The sequence below is a fragment of the Pseudomonas sp. GL_117 genome, assembly GCF_057835125.1.
In genome coordinates, this window is sequence record NZ_CM174418.1 from 869,968 (window position 1) to 885,108 (window position 15,141).

The window sequence follows — 15,141 nt, forward strand, 5'->3', positions numbered from 1 at the left end:
TTAAAGGGTCTCGGATCCGGTCAGGCGTTTGATGGTGCCGCGCAGGATGGGGCTTTCGGGTTGTTCCTTGAGGAATTTTTCCCAGATCTGGCGCGCTTCGCGTTGTTTGCCATTGGCCCACAGGACTTCACCCAGGTGGGCGGCGACTTCCTGGTCGGGGAAGCGCTCCAGTGCCTGGCGCAGCAAGCGTTCGGCTTCATCCAGGTTGCCCAGGCGGTAATTCACCCATCCCAGGCTATCGAGCACGGCCGGGTCTTCCGGGTTGAGCTTGTGCGCTTGTTCGATCAGCGCCTTGGCTTCGTCGTAGCGCGTGGTCCGGTCGGACAAGGTGTAGCCCAGGGCGTTGAGGGCCATGGCGTTGTCCGGATCACGCTTGATGATCAGGCGCAGGTCTTTTTCCATCTGCGCCAGGTCGTTGCGCTTTTCCGCCTGCATGGCGCGGGTGTACAGCAGGTTCAGGTCGTCAGGGTATTGCAGCAACGCTTGTTGCAGCAGTTTCCAGGCGCGCTCGCCCTGGTTATTGGCCGACAGGGTTTCGGCCTGGATCAGGTACAGCTGGATCGCGTAGTCAGGCTCGGCATCACGCGCAGCCGCCAGGCGTTTTTCCGCCTCGTCGGTGCGACCGTTGCTCATCAATATGTCGGCCTGGCGCAGTTGCGCCGGCAGGTAATCGTTGCCAGGGCCGACCTGGGCATACTCAAGCAGGGCGGCCTGTGGGTCATTGTGCTCCTCGGCGATGCGGCCCAGGTTCAGGTGCGCCGAATCCACGTGGCTTTCGCGTTCGATCAGCTCTTGCAGGTAACCCTTGGCCTCATCCCAGGCCTTGGCTTCCAGGCACACCAGTGCGAGGGAATAGCGCAGTTCGTCGTCGTCCGGGTATTGCTGGACCAGGTTGGCGAACTGCACTTTGGCGTCTTCCATGCGGTCCTGTTCCACCAGCATGCGCGCGTAGGTCAGGCGCAGGCGCTTGTCGTCCGGGTACTTCTTGATGCTTTTTTCCAGCAGCGGAATCGCTTCCTTGCCGCGATTGAGGTTTTGCAGCAGGCGCGCACGCAGCAGGATCGGCGCGATCTCACCCTCTTCCGGTGGGTTCTGCTCCAGCAGTTTCAGCGCCGCATCGGCCTCGTCGTCTTGCTGCAACAGCAAGGCCTTGCCGAAAATCAGCTGACTGTTCTTGGGATGTTTTTGCAGCAGGCGGTCGAAGCTCTTCATCAGACCATTGCGCGTGTCCTGGTCGGTGTCGGCAGCCGACAGCGCAAGAAAGTCGAAATGGGTGTCGCCCTTGCCCTGCAAGACCTTCTCCATATAGACCATGGAGTCGTCGTAGCGCCCCGCACGCGCCAGTTGCACCGCCGCGGCGCGCTGCGCCTCGAGGTCGTCCGGCGCGTTTTTCGCCCAGATCAGCGAGGTATCCAGCGCAGCCTGATCGGCGCCCAGGTACTCGGCGATACGAAACGCCCGCTCGGAAATCCCCGGGTCCTGCGTATTGATGGCCTGCGTCACGTAGTTATCCAACGCAATGTCGAAACGATTGCGCTGGCCAGCCAGCTCCGCGCTCAGCAGGCTGAACACCGTTTCTTCACTGAATGAAGAATAAACCTTGGGCTTTTCAGGGGCGGGGGTGCTGTCTTCCACCGGCGGCGTACCGTCCGGCGACACGGGGGCCAAGGCCTGGCAGCCGCTGAGGAAGACAAAAGCAAGGAGCAACGCGGAGGATCTATTCATATAGGAAGAGGACGACTAACCTGCGGTCGGATCATCATGACACAAGCCTTCGGCCAAACATAACCGAGACTCAGTTGGCGTATTTATAGGTACAAGGTATAGGGACAATAGACGACGGTGGTTGTTCTGAATCTTTCGAAGTAGGACAATTGTCGGCTTCCCGACATCATCAGCGATATTGAATGGCCTTCCTCGCACTCGGTATTAACCACAAGACTGCCTCCGTAGACGTGCGCGAGCGCGTAGCGTTTACGCCAGAGCAGTTGGTTGAGGCCTTGCAACAGCTCTGCCGGCTCACCGACAGCCGCGAAGCTGCAATCCTTTCAACCTGCAATCGCAGCGAGCTTTATATAGAGCAGGAACATCTTTCCGCGGATGTGGTACTGCGCTGGCTGGCCGATTACCACCATTTAAGCCTCGATGAGCTGCGCGCGTGTGCTTATGTGCACGAAGAGGATGCGGCAGTTCGTCACATGATGCGTGTGGCGGCCGGTCTCGATTCGCTGGTGTTGGGCGAGCCGCAGATCCTTGGCCAGATGAAATCCGCCTACGCCGTGGCGCGTGAGGCTGGTACGGTGGGGCCGCTGTTGGGCCGCCTGTTCCAGGCCACGTTCAACTCGGCCAAGCAGGTGCGGACCGACACCGCCATCGGCGAAAACCCGGTGTCCGTGGCATTTGCTGCCGTCAGCCTGGCCAAACAGATTTTCAGCGACTTGCAGCGCAGCCAGGCCCTGCTGATCGGCGCTGGCGAGACCATCACCCTGGTCGCCCGCCACCTGCACGACCTGGGCGTGAAACGCATTGTCGTCGCCAACCGCACCCTTGAGCGTGCGAGCATCCTCGCCGAGCAGTTCGGCGCCCATGCGGTGTTGCTGTCGGACATCCCGGCCGAGTTGGTGCGCAGCGATATTGTCATCAGCTCCACCGCCAGCCAGTTGCCGATCCTCGGCAAAGGCGCGGTCGAAAGCGCGCTGAAGCTGCGCAAGCACAAGCCGATCTTTATGGTGGACATCGCCGTTCCTCGGGACATCGAACCCGAAGTCGGCGAGTTGGACGACGTTTACCTCTATAGCGTCGACGATCTGCACGAAGTGGTCGCCGAGAACCTCAAGAGTCGCCAGGGTGCAGCCCAGGCGGCCGAAGAGATGGTCAGCGACGGCGCCGAAGATTTCATGGTGCGCTTGCGTGAACTGGCGGCAGTGGACGTGCTCAAGGCGTATCGTCAGCAGGGCGAACGCCTGCGCGACGAGGAACTGAGCAAGGCCCAGCGTTTGCTGGCCAACGGCAGCAACGCCGAAGAGGTGCTGATGCAACTGGCCCGTGGCCTGACCAACAAGCTGCTCCACGCCCCCAGCGTGCAGCTTAAAAAGTTGACTGCCGAAGGCCGCCTCGATGCGCTGGCCATGGCCCAAGAACTCTTTGCCCTCGGTGAGGGCGCGTCAGATAGCTCTTCGGATAAAAAACCGCAATGAAAGCGTCACTGCTCAATAAACTGGACGTGCTCCAGGACCGTTTCGAAGAACTGACCGCCTTGCTCGGCGATGGCGAAGTCATCTCCGATCAGACCAAGTTCCGTACCTATTCCAAGGAATACGCGGAAGTTGAGCCGATTGTGACCACCTATGGCCAGTGGCTGAAAACCCAGGCCGACCTCGAAGGCGCCCAGGCGCTGCTCAAGGACAGCGACCCGGACATGCGCGAAATGGCCGTGGAAGAAGTCCGCGAAGCCAAGGAAAAACTGGTCGCGCTCGAAGGCGATCTGCAACGCATGCTGCTGCCCAAAGACCCCAACGACGGGCGCAACGTGTTCCTCGAAATCCGTGCCGGCACCGGCGGCGACGAGGCGGCGATCTTCTCCGGCGACCTGTTCCGCATGTATTCGCGGTATGCCGAGCGACGCGGCTGGCGAGTCGAGATCCTCTCGGAGAATGAGGGGGAGCACGGCGGCTATAAAGAAGTCATCGCACGGGTTGAAGGCGATAACGTCTACGGCAAGCTCAAGTTCGAGTCTGGCGCACACCGGGTACAACGCGTGCCGGCCACCGAGTCCCAGGGCCGCATCCACACCTCGGCCTGCACCGTGGCCGTGTTGCCCGAGCCGGACGAGCAGGAAGCCATCGAGATCAACCCGGCCGACCTGCGCGTCGACACCTACCGCTCGTCGGGCGCCGGCGGCCAGCACGTCAACAAGACCGACTCGGCGATCCGCATTACCCACTTGCCGTCCGGCATTGTGGTGGAGTGTCAGGAAGAACGTTCCCAGCACAAGAACCGGGCGCGGGCCATGTCCTGGCTGTCGGCCAAGCTCAACGACCAGCAGACCAGCGCCGCTGCCAATGCGATTGCCAGCGAGCGCAAGTTGCTGGTGGGCTCGGGCGACCGCTCCGAACGCATCCGCACCTACAACTTTGCCCAGGGCCGGGTCACCGACCACCGGGTCAACCTCACGCTCTACTCCCTCGACGAGATCCTCGCCGGTGGCGTCGATGCGGTGATCGAGCCGTTGCTCGCCGAATACCAGGCCGACCAACTTGCAGCGATAGGTGACTAAATGACCATTATCGCCAGCCTGCTGCGCGCTGCCGACCTGCCCGACTCGCCCACCGCGCGCCTGGACGCCGAGTTATTGCTCGCCGCGGCCCTGGGCAAGTCGCGCAGCTACCTGCACACCTGGCCGGAGAAAATCGTCAGCAGCGAAGATGCGCTGACCTTTGCCGGCTACCTGCAACGCCGCCGCGGCGGTGAGCCGGTGGCCTACATCCTCGGCCAGCAAGGCTTCTGGAAGCTGGACCTGGAGGTCGCGCCCCACACGCTGATCCCGCGTCCGGACACCGAGTTACTGGTGGAAACCGCCCTGGAATTGTTGCCGGCCACGCCGACCCAGGTTCTCGACCTCGGCACCGGCAGCGGCGCGATTGCCCTGGCCCTGGCCAGCGAGCGCCCGGCCTGGACCGTCACCGCCGTCGACCGCGTGCTCGAAGCGGTGGCCCTGGCCGAGCGCAATCGCCAGCGCCTGCACCTGAATAACGTCACCGTGCTGAACAGCCACTGGTTCAGCGCCCTGCAAGGCCACACCTACGATCTGATCATCAGCAACCCGCCGTACATTGCCGACAACGACCCGCACCTGGTCGCCGGTGACGTGCGCTTCGAACCGGCCAGTGCGCTGGTGGCGGGCCGCGATGGCCTGGACGACTTGCGCCACATCATCAAGCAGGCACCCCAGCACCTGAATGCCGCTGGCTGGCTGCTGCTCGAACACGGTTACGACCAGGCTGGCGCCGTGCGTGACCTATTGCTGGGCGAAGGTTTTGACAACGTGCACAGCCGCATCGACCTTGGCGGCCACGAGCGCATTACCCTGGGACGCCGGCCGTGCTGACCGACCAGGAACTGCTGCGCTACAGCCGACAGATTCTGTTGCAGCATGTCGACATCGACGGCCAGTTGCGCCTGAAACACAGCCGCGCCCTGATCATCGGCCTGGGCGGGCTGGGCGCGCCGGTTGCGTTGTACCTGGCTGCTGCGGGGGTCGGTGAGTTGCACGTGGCGGACTTCGACAGCGTCGACCTGACCAACCTGCAACGCCAGATCATCCACGACACCGCCAGCGTCGGGCAGACCAAGGTCGATTCGGCCCTGCGTCGCCTGGGCGCGATCAATCCTGAAATCACGCTGGTCGCCCATCGCAGCGCGCTGGACGCCGACTCACTCGCCGCGGCGGTCGCGGCGGTGGATGTGGTCCTCGATTGCAGCGACAACTTCTCCACCCGCGAAGCGGTCAACGCCGCCTGCGTCGCCGCGACCAAGCCGTTGATCAGCGGCGCGGCGATTCGCCTGGAAGGGCAACTGTCGGTGTTCGACCCGCGTCGCGCCGACAGCCCGTGCTACCACTGTTTATACGGGCACGGCAGCGACACCGAACTGACCTGCAGCGAAGCCGGCGTGGTCGGGCCGCTGGTGGGCCTGGTCGGCAGCTTGCAAGCGCTGGAAGCCTTGAAGCTGCTGGCCGGTTTCGGCGAGCCGCTGGTGGGCCGCTTGTTGCTGATCGATGCATTGAGCAGCCGTTTCCGCGAGTTGCGCGTCAAGCGCGACCCCGGTTGCAGCGTGTGCGGGACTCACCATGGTTAAGGACGCGCCGATCGGTGTGTTCGATTCCGGCGTCGGCGGGCTGTCGGTGCTGGAGGAAATCCAGCAACTGCTGCCCCACGAATCGCTGCTGTACGTGGCCGACTGCGGGCATATCCCTTACGGCGAGAAAAGCCCGGCCTTTATTCTTGAGCGCTCGCGGCAGGTTGCCGGGTTTCTGCGCGAGAAGGGGGCCAAGGCGTTTGTGATTGCCTGCAACACCGCGACCGTTGCGGCCGTTGCCGATTTACGCAAGGACTTCCCGGATTGGCCGTTGGTGGGCATGGAACCTGCCGTCAAGCCTGCGGCCGCCGCGACCCGCAGCGGTGTGGTCGGCGTGCTCGCCACCACGGGCACCCTGCAAAGCGCCAAGTTCGCGGCACTGCTTGATCGCTTCGCCACCGATGTCCGCGTGATTACTCAGCCGTGCCCGGGCCTGGTGGAACTGATCGAAACCGGCGACCTGAGCAGCCCGGCACTGCGCCAGTTGTTGCAGGGGTATATCGACCCGCTGCTCGGCGCCGGCTGCGACACCATCATCCTCGGCTGCACCCACTATCCCTTCCTCAAGCCGCTGCTGGCGCAGATGCTGCCCCCCAGCATCATCCTCATCGACACCGGCGCCGCCGTGGCCCGCCAGCTCAAGCGCTTGCTCGGCGAGCGCAACCTGCTGGCCGACGGCAAACCCGCGCCAGCGCAGTTCTGGACCAGCGGCGATGTGTCTCATCTTAGAAATATCCTACCAACACTATGGAAATATCCGGGCGTTGTGCGAAGCTTCGGTGCGTGAAAAATTCGTGAAATGCCCGCGTTAAAAGCTGGAACTTCCGTCTATTTGCCAGCTTCTATAGCGAGATAGCTTGTACAAAACCAAATAACTTCGTCGGGAAAGGATGTTTCTTATGAAGCGCTTGTTCTGTTTGGCCGCGATTGCGGCCGTCGTTGTAGGGCACACCGTTTCAGCCCAGGCCGCTGGCCTGGAATTGGGGGTGGGGAGCACCAGTGATTCGACACTGACCTATCGGCTGGGGCTGACGTCGCAGTGGGACAAAAGCTGGTGGCAGACCGATACCGGGCGCTTGACCGGCTACTGGAGCGGTGCCTACACCTACTGGGATGGTGACAAGCACGCCAGCGTCAGCAGCCTGTCGTTCTCGCCAGTGTTTGTGTATGAGTTTGCCGGGGAGAAGGTCAAGCCGTACATCGAGGCGGGGGTGGGCGTGGCGCTGTTCTCGCGCACACGGGTCGAGGACAACAATATTGGCCAGGCTTTTCAGTTCGAAGATCGGCTGGGATTCGGCCTGCGCTTTGCCGGTGGGCATGAGGTGGGGATTCGCGCCACGCACTATTCCAATGCCGGGCTGAGCAGCAACAACGATGGGGTCGAGAGCTATTCGTTGCACTACACCCTGCCGTTGTAGTTCTTCCAAACAGCGCAAATCAATGTGGGAGCGGGCTTGCTCGCGAATGCGGTGGATCACCGATACATGCATTGGCTGACCCACCGCATTCGCGAGCAAGCCCGCTCCCACACGAGGCCGCTCCCACATTTGGATCTCCATTGGCCCAGGTTCAGCGATAGGCCGTCGCAATCCCCTGCCGCTCTTCCAGGCACTCCGGCGCGCCCATCTCGAACTCCCGGCAGATCAAGGGCCGGCGCTCGTAGATCGTGCACATCATCGTGTCCCGGTCCAGCGCTGCGCACCAGCCGTCGTCGAGGCGCAGCATCACTTCGCCGCCCCAATCGTCCGTATCGATGTAGCGCTCCGGCACGCCGGTATCGGTGATCAGCATCACTTCCAACTGGCAGCAGCAGGCCGCGCACGTCGAGCAGGTGACGGCGGGTTCGGTGATTTGGGTGTGGGGGATGTTGGTCATAGGCGCGCAGTGTAAGGCAAGCCGATCAAGAGCGTGTGAATGCTCTGACAGACGTCAGTGTCCCAGCTCTCGGGCGACCCAATGCAAGACAGGGAACAATAGTCCCCAGAGCAGCGCCAGGCCAATCACGGTCGGCGCCGTGCCGTAGCCGAAACTCACCCCGGCCAATTGGCTGCCTGCGTAATAGGACAGCGGCCCACCCACGGCTCCCAGCAGGCTGGCCCGCCACCAGGGGCGTGCGCTCCAGGCCAGGCAATGGCGCAAGGTCGTCCCCAGCAGCGCCCACAACACCATCAGCCACAGCGGAATCAGCGGCCCCGGCAGGCTGAAATGAAACACGCCAAAGGAGCGCAACGAGGTGTCGATCAGCGTGCCGAGCAAGGTCACGGCGAGAATCACCTGGCCCTCGCGCGACCACGAACTTATCCACAGCAGGTGCACGGCCAGCGCCGCCACCGCCACCAGTAGCCACCGACTGTCGCCGCCCAGCACGCAGGCAAACCAGCCGCACTGGAACAGCACGGCATTCACCAGCGGTTTAAGCATCGAAGCGCCCGAGCAACGGCGGGTTGATCGCAGCGGGCTTGGCCAGCAGCAGTTGTGCGGTGCCGATCGTGCGCTCCATGAACCCCCCTTCGCAGTAGCACAAGTAGAATTCCCACAGCCGCAGGAAGTACTCATCGTAGCCCAGCTCCGCGAGGCGGCCATGGGCGCGGCGAAAGTTCTCATGCCACAGGCGCAGGGTTCGCGCGTAGTGCAGGCCGAAATCCTCCATGTGCATCAGGTTCAAGTCGGTATCGCGGCTGACGATCTCCAGCATCTTCTGCACACAGGGCAGGGCGCCGCCGGGGAAGATGTAACGCTGGATAAAGTCGACGCTGCGCTTGGCCTGTTCGTAGCGTTGGTCGCGGATGGTGATGGCTTGCAGCAACATCAGGCCGTCGCTCTTGAGCAGTTGCGCGCACTGTTTGAAGTAGGTCGGCAGGAAGCGATGGCCCACCGCTTCGATCATTTCAATGGAGACCAGCTTGTCGTACGCGCCGGTCAGGTCGCGGTAGTCCTGCAACAGCAGTGTCACCCGATCACCCAGGCCCAGTGCGGCGATGCGTTTTTCGGTGTAGGCAAACTGCTCTTTGGACAAGGTGGTGGTGGTGACCTTGCAGCCATAATGTTGCGCGGCATACAGCGCCATGCTGCCCCAGCCGGTGCCGATTTCCAGCAGGTGGTCGGTGGCCTTGAGCGCGAGTTTCTGGCAGATGCGCTCCAGCTTGTTCAATTGCGCCTGTTCCAGGCTGTCGTCGGGGCTCAGGAATTGCGCCGCCGAGTACATCATGGTCGGGTCGAGGAATTCTTCGAACAGGTCATTGCCCAGGTCGTAGTGGGCGGCAATGTTTTTCTGCGAGCCCTTGCGTGTGTTGCGGTTGAGCCAGTGCAAGCCCTGGGTCAGTGGACGCGCCAGGCGTGCGAGGCCGCCTTCCATCGCATCGAGCACATCGAGGTTGCTGACCATCACGCGCACCACGGCAGTCAGGTCCGGGCTGCTCCAGTAACCATGGATAAATGCCTCACCCGCGCCGATGGAACCACTGGCCGCCACCAGGCCCCACACCGCCGGATCGAGGATGTGGATCTCCCCCAGCAGGTGCGCTTCCCGTGCGCCGAACACCTGGCGTTCGCCGTCCTCGATCACCACCAACTGGCCGTGGCGCAGTTGGCTCAATTGACGCAGCACGGCCTTGCGCAGCAGTGCGCTGGTCATGCCGTTGACGTTCAGACGGTGGGACTTGACCGATAAACTAGGGGGTTTCATGGCGGCGATCCTTGGTATACCCGACTGCAGTGCGAGAGGTGCCTTCGGCAGCCCTGTGGGAAAAAATCGGTGTGCGTTTGAGTAACAAGCGCAGGGCCTGCCAGTAAATCGCGAGGCAGGTCTTGGCGGTCATCCAGGGGAAGCGCCATAGGTAGCGATGCAGGCTGGCGCGGTTCAGTGCATGTTTTTCCAGGCTCAAGGTGGCGTCGAAGACTTTTTGCGTGCCCTGCCAATCGGCCATGTGCACGCCAAGCCTGGCGGCGGGCGGGCTGAAGCTCATGCGGTATTCCAGGTCGCGGGGCAGGAACGGCGACACATGAAACGCCTTGGCCACGGCGAAATGCTGATGTTCATCCGCGTCCAGCGCCTGGGCCGGCAGCACGTAGTGGTAACGCTCGCGCCAGGGCGTGTTGGTCACTTCACACAGGATCGCGGCCAATTGTCCGTCAGCCTCGAAGCAGTAGAAGAAACTCACCGGGTTAAAAGCCAGGCCCCAACTGCGGGCCTGGGTCAGTAGGCAGATAACGCCCTGGGGTGTACGCCCCAGAGCCTTGCCGACTTCATGGCGCACGGCATCGCTCAAGCTCATGCCGGTGCGCGTGAACTCACGCAGGTAGTCCTGCTGGCGAAAACCGAACGCGGCAAAACGGCTGCGCCCGGCCAAGGGCGAGAGCCCGAGCACCGTGTGTTCTTCACTCAAATCCAGGTACAGCAAGCCGATGCGGTAGCGAAAGGCGTGGGCCTTGGGGGCAAACCGGCGATGGGCGATCCAGCCGCTGTACAGGGCGCTGTTCACAGGCTTTCCCCAAAGGCCTTGGCTACGCGCAGCGCGCTGACCACGCCGTCTTCGTGAAAGCCGTTGGCCCAGTAGGCGCCGCAATAATAGGTGTTGCGCATGCCGAACAACTCTTGCCAGCGCGCTTGGGCGGCCACCGCCGCGAGGCTGTATTGCGGGTGCGCGTAGGTGTAGCGGGCGAGGATCTTCAGCGGGTTGATCATGGCCGTCTGGTTGAGGCTGACGCAAAAGGTGGTGGCGCTGTCGATGCCTTGCAGGATGTTCATGTCGTAGGTGACGGCGGCCTGGGTCTGCGCATCGCCGCTGAGCCGGTAGTTCCAGCTGGCCCAGGCGAGTTTGCGATCCGGCAGCAGGCGGGTGTCGGTGTGCAGCACCACGTCGTTGTCGGCGTAGGGCAGGGCGCCGAGGATGTCGTGTTCGGCCTGGCTTGGGTCGGCCAGCAGCGCCAAGGCCTGGTCGCTGTGGCAGGCGAATACCACGCGGTCGAACGTCTCGCGGCCGGCGGCGCTGTGGATAACCACACCGTCGGCGGTGCGCTCAACGTTATGCACAGGGCAGTCGAGGCGGATCTGTTCGCGAAAGCTGCGGGTCAGCGGTTCGATATAGCTGCTCGAACCACCCTCGATCACGCACCACTGCGGGCGATTGCTCACCGACAGCAAGCCGTGGTTTTTGAAGAAGCGCACAAAGAACTGCAACGGAAACCCGAGCATGTCCGCCAGGGACATCGACCAGATCGCCGCGCCCATCGGCACGATGTAGTGTCGGATAAACCGCTCGCCATAACCGCCGGCCTTGAGGTACTCACCCAGGGTCATCTCGGCGCTGATGCGCTGTTCTTGCAGGTCCAGCGGGGCCTCGCGGTTGAAGCGCAGGATGTCGCGCAACATGCCCCAGAACCCCGGCGACAAGATATTGCGACGCTGGGCAAACAGGCTGTTGAGGTTGTTGCCGTTGTACTCGAAGCGCTGGCTCTCGTCGTGTACCGAAAAGCTCATCTCGGTGGGTTTGAACGTGACGCCGATCTGCCCCAGCAGTTGGATGAAATTGGGGTAGGTCCAGTCGTTGAACACGATGAAACCGGTGTCCACCGCATGGCTTTCACCGGCGACGCTGACGTTGACCGTATGGGTATGCCCGCCGATGCGGTCGCCCGCTTCGAACAGCGTGATGTCGTGGCGGCGGCTGAGCAGGTAGGCGCTGCTCAGCCCGGCGATGCCGCTGCCGATGATGGCGATTTTCACAGGCGATCCTTCTGCGGTAGCGGGCTGCGCAACATGCGCCTGCCGATGAACAACTGCACGCGCGCCGGCAGCTTCGACAGCGGCCAGAGGGTGGCGATAAACAGTGCCGGGAAGGCGATTTCCAGCGGACGTTTCGCAAGCTTTACGAAGATATGGCGCGCGGCCTTGCCGGCCGGCCAGCTCAGGGGCATGGGGAAATCGTTGCGTTCGGTCAGCGGCGTGTCGACAAAGCCCGGGCTGATCACTGTGACGTCGATGTGTTCCGGCGACAGGCCGATGCGCAAGGATTCCAACAGGTAGCGCAAGCCGGCCTTGGACGCGCCATAGGCCTCGGCGCGCGGCATCGGCAAGTACGTCACGGCGCTCGCGACGCCCACCAGGTGCGGGCGGATTCCGGCGCGCAACAGCGGCAACGCGGCCTCGATGCAATAACTGCTGGCCAGCAGGTTGGTGCGTACCACCTGTTCGACAATCGCGGCGTCGAAGTGCTGGGCATCGATGTATTCACAGGTGCCGGCATTGAGGATCACCGTGTCCAGCGCGCCCCAGGCGGCGCTGATCTGTGCGCCGATCTCACGCACGGCCTGGCTGTCGGTCAAGTCGCCGGGCACCAGCAGCACTTGCCCCGGATAGCGTTCGGCCAGGGTTTGCAGCGGGGCTGTGGTGCGCGAACTGAGCGCGACCTGGGCGCCGCTTTCCAACAGCTCGATCGCCAGCGCTGCGCCGATGCCACTGCTGGCGCCGGTCAGCCAGTAACGGCGGGGGGGGGTCTGGCTCATGCGATTCTCCTTTTCAGCCAGCGGACCACGCGGCCCAGCACGGGCAGGTGCTCGTAAAGCAGGGCGCCGGCGTCGAAATAGTCGCGATGGCGATACACCTTGCCGTCGCGCCACTGCAGGTGCGAGCAGCCTTCCACGCGGATCACCTTGCCGTTGGCCAGGCGCGGGTGGCAGAAGCTCATTTTCCAGCGCAGGTAGCCTTCGCCTTCAGCCACCTCGTCGAAGCTGTGAAAGTCGAAGCGCAACTGGCGCACGTTGCCGTACAGCTCGGCGAAGTAACGCCGTAGCGCGGGCAGGCCGTGGACTTCATGCAGCGGGTCGGCAAAGGCGATGTCCTGGCTGTAGAGGCTGTCGAGCAGGTGCAGGTTGTGCTTGTCCAGCGTGGCAAAGGCCTGGGCGAAGCGGCGCAGGAAGTCACTCATGCTCGCCCCCGATCGCCGCGCGTGACGGCAGGCTGCGGAAGGCCGCCAGGGCGCGTTCGCGGGATTTTTTCAGGTCGACGATGGCCCTTGGGTAATCCGCCACGCCGAATAGGCCGCCGACCGCCTCGGGGTTATGCACTTCCTTTTTATTCAGCGCGGCCAACTCGGGCAGCCAGCGCTTGATGAACACGCCGTCGCCGTCGAATTTTTCCGACTGGCTCAGCGGGCTGAAGATGCGGAAATACGGCGCCGAGTCGGTGCCGGTCGACGAACTCCACTGCCAGCCGCCGTTGTTGGCGGCGAGGTCGCCGTCGATCAGGTGGCGCATAAAGAAGCGCTCGCCTTCACGCCAGTCGATCAGCAGGTTCTTGGTCAGGAACATCGCCACCACCATGCGCAGGCGGTTGTGCATCCAGCCGGTTTCGAGCAGTTGGCGCATGGCCGCGTCGATGATCGGCAGGCCGGTGCGCGCTTCTTGCCACGCCGCCAGGTCCTTGGGCGCATCGCGCCAGGCCACGGCTTCGGTCTCGGGACGGAACGCACGGTGACGGGACACCCGTGGGTAGCCGACCAGGATGTGTTTGTAGAACTCGCGCCAGAGCAGTTCGTTGATCCAGGTGATGGCGCCGATGTCGCCACTTTCGAATTCGCCCCGGTTGGTTTGCAGCGCGGCGTGCAGGCATTGGCGCGGTGACACCACGCCCGCCGCGAGGTACGCCGAAAGCTGGCTGGTACCGGGCTTGGCGGGGAAGTCGCGCTCGTCCTTGTAGTAGCTGATCTGTTGCTCGGCGAAGGCGTCCAGGCGCCGACGGGCTTCGTCTTCACCGGCGGGCCAGAGCGCGCGCAGGCTGTCGCTGGGGGGCTCGAAGCCGTCGACGGCCTGGGGGATCGGATCGCGTTTGATGGCGAGTGGCGCCTGGGCTTTGGCTGTCGGCACCAGGCGCGGCAGGGCGCTGTGCAGGCGCGTATAGCAGACCTTGCGGAACTGGCTGAACACTTGGAAATACGTGCCGCTCTTGGTCAGCACACTGCCGGGTTGGAAGAACAGTTGGTCGAGGTAGCTGTGGAACGTCACGCCGTCGGCGTCCAGCGCCGTGGCCACGGCAGCGTCGCGGCGGCTCTCGTGGATGCCGTATTCCTCGTTGACGTGCACAGACGTCACCGACAGTTCGCGGCACAGTTCACTCAAGACGCCTGGCGCCTGGTCCCAGGTGGCGGCGTGGCGGATCAACAGGGGAATGTTCAGCTCCCCAAGGGCGTTGCTCAGTTCGCGCAGGTTGCGCAGCCAGAAATCCACCTTGCACGGTGCGTCATCGTGGGCCTGCCACTGCTCGGCGGTTATCAGGTACACGGCGGCGACCGGGCCACGCTGGCTCGCGGCGGCCAGGGCGGTGTTGTCGTGCAGGCGCAGGTCGGTGCGCAACCAGATCAAATGCATTTAAACGATTCCACGCTGGATCAGTAGCTGGTGGGCCGACAACGGGTCTTCGGCCACGCACAGTTGGGGGGTGTCAGTGCTTAATACGGCCAACTCGGCTTGGTGGATGCATACCGTTGGTCCGGCAATCAGCGTTGGGCAATCGACACCGCCCAGCAGTTTGCCGAGGGCCGGCACATGCAGGGCCTTGCTCGAATACAGCAGCACGGCGCGCGGTTTCAGATGTTCCACCGCCAGCGCGAGTTCGCCGGCCGGCAGCGGCCAGTCGAAGACTTCCACCGGGCAGTCGGCGCTGCTGGCCAGCCAGGCGCTGAGCCATAAGTGCGGTTCCAGCGGCAGGTCCGAGTGGTTGACCAGCAGCAGCGGCGCGCCCTGGAGCTGACGGTTGTTGTGGTAGATGCGTGCGCCAAACTTGCTGCGCAGCCACGACAGGAAAAACACCCGCTCCATCTGCGCGCCGAACTGGCCTTGCCAGCGCAACTCCAGATCCTTGAGCAGGGGCAGCAAGAGTTGCTCGCACAGGGTGCGCGGCGGGTACAGCGCCATGGCCTGGTTGAAGGCATCGTCGACCCGACGCTCGGCCAATTCGCTGATCGCTTGCACCAGCGTCTGGCGCAAGGTGTGCCATTCATTTTCTACGACGTCGGTGGCGGGTTGGGCGGAGTCGATCAAGGTTTTCACCTGGCCGACCGGCACGCCACGGTTGAGCCAGGTGAGGATGGTATGGATGCGTTGCACGTGTTCGGCGCTGAACAGTCGGTGGCCCTTGGGTGTGCGCTGGGGCACGATCAGCCCGTAGCGGCGTTCCCAGGCGCGCAGGGTCACGGCGTTGACTCCGGTCTGGCGCGCCACTTCGCGGATCGGCAGCCAGCCGTCTTCGACGGCTTGGGCGAGGTCTTCGGGTGGGGCAGCTTTCATGGG

The 15,141-nt window shown here is 63.3% G+C and carries 16 protein-coding genes; 6 read left to right on the forward strand and 10 right to left on the reverse strand.

What is annotated here, in order from left to right:
• A complete protein-coding gene (locus AC3ISR_RS03730) occupies positions 1-1,725 on the reverse strand; it encodes a tetratricopeptide repeat protein (RefSeq protein WP_192297784.1) in 1,725 nt (574 codons plus the stop codon).
• Positions 1,726-1,907: 182 nt separating this feature from the next.
• Between AC3ISR_RS03730 and hemA the strand changes: the two genes are divergently transcribed.
• From hemA to AC3ISR_RS03760, 6 genes are all read left to right on the forward strand, one after another.
• Positions 1,908-3,197 (forward strand): glutamyl-tRNA reductase, encoded by a 1,290-nt coding sequence (gene hemA, locus AC3ISR_RS03735; RefSeq protein ID WP_192297783.1) that lies wholly within the window; start codon positions 1,908-1,910, stop codon positions 3,195-3,197.
• Positions 3,194-4,276, forward strand: coding sequence for a peptide chain release factor 1 (gene prfA, locus AC3ISR_RS03740; RefSeq protein ID WP_192297782.1), 1,083 nt, complete (start codon positions 3,194-3,196; stop codon positions 4,274-4,276). Before hemA ends, prfA begins: the two co-directional genes overlap by 4 nt.
• Positions 4,277-5,107 carry a peptide chain release factor N(5)-glutamine methyltransferase gene (prmC, locus tag AC3ISR_RS03745; RefSeq protein ID WP_192297781.1) on the forward strand — a complete coding sequence of 277 codons (831 nt, stop codon included), beginning with the start codon at positions 4,277-4,279 and terminating at the stop codon, positions 5,105-5,107. It begins immediately after the preceding gene.
• Complete coding sequence (locus tag AC3ISR_RS03750) at positions 5,101-5,856, forward strand: molybdopterin-synthase adenylyltransferase MoeB (RefSeq protein WP_192297780.1); 756 nt, start codon at positions 5,101-5,103, stop codon at positions 5,854-5,856. The genes prmC and AC3ISR_RS03750 overlap by 7 nt, the downstream gene beginning before the upstream one ends.
• Entirely contained in the window at positions 5,849-6,643 is a 795-nt protein-coding gene (murI, locus tag AC3ISR_RS03755; protein WP_192297779.1) for a glutamate racemase, read from the forward strand. Before AC3ISR_RS03750 ends, murI begins: the two co-directional genes overlap by 8 nt.
• Before the next feature lie 112 nt (positions 6,644-6,755).
• Positions 6,756-7,274 (forward strand): acyloxyacyl hydrolase, encoded by a 519-nt coding sequence (locus tag AC3ISR_RS03760; protein ID WP_226456544.1) that lies wholly within the window; start codon positions 6,756-6,758, stop codon positions 7,272-7,274.
• Positions 7,275-7,425: 151 nt separating this feature from the next.
• Here AC3ISR_RS03760 and AC3ISR_RS03765 read toward each other — a convergent pair whose 3' ends face one another.
• From AC3ISR_RS03765 to AC3ISR_RS03805, 9 genes are read right to left on the reverse strand one after another with little or no spacing between them, the layout of a single operon-like run.
• A complete protein-coding gene (locus AC3ISR_RS03765) occupies positions 7,426-7,731 on the reverse strand; it encodes a YkgJ family cysteine cluster protein (protein ID WP_056859129.1) in 306 nt (101 codons plus the stop codon).
• Positions 7,732-7,785: 54 nt separating this feature from the next.
• Entirely contained in the window at positions 7,786-8,277 is a 492-nt protein-coding gene (locus AC3ISR_RS03770; RefSeq protein ID WP_463984575.1) for a DUF2878 domain-containing protein, read from the reverse strand.
• A complete protein-coding gene (locus AC3ISR_RS03775) occupies positions 8,270-9,541 on the reverse strand; it encodes a class I SAM-dependent methyltransferase (RefSeq protein ID WP_463984576.1) in 1,272 nt (423 codons plus the stop codon). The genes AC3ISR_RS03770 and AC3ISR_RS03775 overlap by 8 nt, the downstream gene beginning before the upstream one ends.
• Positions 9,528-10,337 carry a DUF1365 domain-containing protein gene (locus tag AC3ISR_RS03780; RefSeq protein WP_463984577.1) on the reverse strand — a complete coding sequence of 270 codons (810 nt, stop codon included), beginning with the start codon at positions 10,335-10,337 and terminating at the stop codon, positions 9,528-9,530. The genes AC3ISR_RS03775 and AC3ISR_RS03780 overlap by 14 nt, the downstream gene beginning before the upstream one ends.
• Positions 10,334-11,581 (reverse strand): NAD(P)/FAD-dependent oxidoreductase, encoded by a 1,248-nt coding sequence (locus AC3ISR_RS03785; RefSeq protein ID WP_463984578.1) that lies wholly within the window; start codon positions 11,579-11,581, stop codon positions 10,334-10,336. Before AC3ISR_RS03785 ends, AC3ISR_RS03780 begins: the two co-directional genes overlap by 4 nt.
• The gene (locus AC3ISR_RS03790) at positions 11,578-12,360 is read right to left on the reverse strand and encodes an SDR family NAD(P)-dependent oxidoreductase (RefSeq protein WP_192297773.1); all 783 of its coding nucleotides are present in this window, start codon (positions 12,358-12,360) and stop codon (positions 11,578-11,580) included. Before AC3ISR_RS03790 ends, AC3ISR_RS03785 begins: the two co-directional genes overlap by 4 nt.
• Positions 12,357-12,782 (reverse strand): nuclear transport factor 2 family protein, encoded by a 426-nt coding sequence (locus AC3ISR_RS03795; protein ID WP_192297772.1) that lies wholly within the window; start codon positions 12,780-12,782, stop codon positions 12,357-12,359. Before AC3ISR_RS03795 ends, AC3ISR_RS03790 begins: the two co-directional genes overlap by 4 nt.
• Positions 12,775-14,220, reverse strand: a complete 1,446-nt coding sequence (gene phrB, locus AC3ISR_RS03800; RefSeq protein ID WP_489324580.1) for a deoxyribodipyrimidine photo-lyase — start codon at positions 14,218-14,220, stop codon at positions 12,775-12,777. The genes AC3ISR_RS03795 and phrB overlap by 8 nt, the downstream gene beginning before the upstream one ends.
• A complete protein-coding gene (locus AC3ISR_RS03805; protein WP_463984580.1) occupies positions 14,221-15,138 on the reverse strand; it encodes a MerR family transcriptional regulator in 918 nt (305 codons plus the stop codon). It lies immediately after the preceding gene.
• Between the last annotated feature and the right edge of the window lie 3 nt (positions 15,139-15,141).

Bases quoted from the DNA above. Each gene is read 5' to 3' on its own strand.
- AC3ISR_RS03730 (WP_192297784.1), bottom strand. From the start codon at position 1,725: ATGAATAGATCCTCCGCGTTGCTCCTTGCTTTTGTCTTCCTCAGCGGC.
- hemA (WP_192297783.1), top strand. From the start codon at position 1,908: ATGGCCTTCCTCGCACTCGGTATTAACCACAAGACTGCCTCCGTAGAC.
- prfA (WP_192297782.1), top strand. From the start codon at position 3,194: ATGAAAGCGTCACTGCTCAATAAACTGGACGTGCTCCAGGACCGTTTC.
- prmC (WP_192297781.1), top strand. From the start codon at position 4,277: ATGACCATTATCGCCAGCCTGCTGCGCGCTGCCGACCTGCCCGACTCG.
- murI (WP_192297779.1), top strand. From the start codon at position 5,849: ATGGTTAAGGACGCGCCGATCGGTGTGTTCGATTCCGGCGTCGGCGGG.
- AC3ISR_RS03760 (WP_226456544.1), top strand. From the start codon at position 6,756: ATGAAGCGCTTGTTCTGTTTGGCCGCGATTGCGGCCGTCGTTGTAGGG.
- AC3ISR_RS03765 (WP_056859129.1), bottom strand. From the start codon at position 7,731: ATGACCAACATCCCCCACACCCAAATCACCGAACCCGCCGTCACCTGC.
- AC3ISR_RS03770 (WP_463984575.1), bottom strand. From the start codon at position 8,277: ATGCTTAAACCGCTGGTGAATGCCGTGCTGTTCCAGTGCGGCTGGTTT.
- AC3ISR_RS03775 (WP_463984576.1), bottom strand. From the start codon at position 9,541: ATGAAACCCCCTAGTTTATCGGTCAAGTCCCACCGTCTGAACGTCAAC.
- AC3ISR_RS03790 (WP_192297773.1), bottom strand. From the start codon at position 12,360: ATGAGCCAGACCCCCCCCCGCCGTTACTGGCTGACCGGCGCCAGCAGT.
- AC3ISR_RS03795 (WP_192297772.1), bottom strand. From the start codon at position 12,782: ATGAGTGACTTCCTGCGCCGCTTCGCCCAGGCCTTTGCCACGCTGGAC.
- phrB (WP_489324580.1), bottom strand. From the start codon at position 14,220: ATGCATTTGATCTGGTTGCGCACCGACCTGCGCCTGCACGACAACACC.
- AC3ISR_RS03805 (WP_463984580.1), bottom strand. From the start codon at position 15,138: ATGAAAGCTGCCCCACCCGAAGACCTCGCCCAAGCCGTCGAAGACGGC.